Raw genomic sequence first — 1417 nt, 5'->3', positions numbered from 1 at the left:
ATAAAACAATTTAAACAACGAAGAGTTTGATCCTGGCTCAGGATGAACGCTAGCGACAGGCTTAACACATGCAAGTCGAGGGGCAGCACAGGTAGCAATACCGGGTGGCGACCGGCGCACGGGTGAGTAACGCGTATGCAACTTACCTATCAGAGGGGGATAACCCGGCGAAAGTCGGACTAATACCGCATGAAGCAGGGGCCCCGCATGGGGATATTTGCTAAAGATTCATCGCTGATAGATAGGCATGCGTTCCATTAGGCAGTTGGCGGGGTAACGGCCCACCAAACCGACGATGGATAGGGGTTCTGAGAGGAAGGTCCCCCACATTGGTACTGAGACACGGACCAAACTCCTACGGGAGGCAGCAGTGAGGAATATTGGTCAATGGGCGTAAGCCTGAACCAGCCAAGTCGCGTGAGGGATGAAGGTTCTATGGATCGTAAACCTCTTTTATAAGGGAATAAAGTGCGGGACGTGTCCCGTTTTGTATGTACCTTATGAATAAGGATCGGCTAACTCCGTGCCAGCAGCCGCGGTAATACGGAGGATCCGAGCGTTATCCGGATTTATTGGGTTTAAAGGGAGCGTAGGCGGCCTTTTAAGTCAGCGGTGAAAGTCTGTGGCTCAACCATAGAATTGCCGTTGAAACTGGGGGGCTTGAGTATGTTTGAGGCAGGCGGAATGCGTGGTGTAGCGGTGAAATGCTTAGATATCACGCAGAACCCCGATTGCGAAGGCAGCCTGCCAAGCCATGACTGACGCTGATGCACGAAAGCGTGGGGATCAAACAGGATTAGATACCCTGGTAGTCCACGCAGTAAACGATGATCACTAGCTGTTTGCGATACAGTGTAAGCGGCACAGCGAAAGCGTTAAGTGATCCACCTGGGGAGTACGCCGGCAACGGTGAAACTCAAAGGAATTGACGGGGGCCCGCACAAGCGGAGGAACATGTGGTTTAATTCGATGATACGCGAGGAACCTTACCCGGGTTTGAACGCATTCGGACCGAGGTGGAAACACCTTTTCTAGCAATAGCCGTTTGCGAGGTGCTGCATGGTTGTCGTCAGCTCGTGCCGTGAGGTGTCGGCTTAAGTGCCATAACGAGCGCAACCCTTGCCACTAGTTACTAACAGGTTAGGCTGAGGACTCTGGTGGGACTGCCAGCGTAAGCTGCGAGGAAGGCGGGGATGACGTCAAATCAGCACGGCCCTTACATCCGGGGCGACACACGTGTTACAATGGCGTGGACAAAGGGAAGCCACCTGGCGACAGGGAGCGAATCCCCAAACCACGTCTCAGTTCGGATCGGAGTCTGCAACCCGACTCCGTGAAGCTGGATTCGCTAGTAATCGCGCATCAGCCATGGCGCGGTGAATACGTTCCCGGGCCTTGTACACACCGCCCGTCAAGC

The 1417-nt window shown here is 54.0% G+C and carries 1 rRNA gene; it reads left to right on the top strand.

What is annotated here, in order from left to right:
• Positions 1-14: 14 nt before the first annotated feature.
• A 16S ribosomal RNA gene (locus WS42_RS14675) occupies positions 15-1417 on the top strand; the annotation flags it as partial.

Source organism: Odoribacter sp. N54.MGS-14, assembly GCF_000980295.1.
GTDB lineage: Bacteria > Bacteroidota > Bacteroidia > Bacteroidales > Marinifilaceae > Odoribacter > Odoribacter splanchnicus.
The sequence above is the reverse complement of the archived record's forward strand: the minus strand, read 5'-3'. Positions and strand labels throughout refer to the sequence as shown.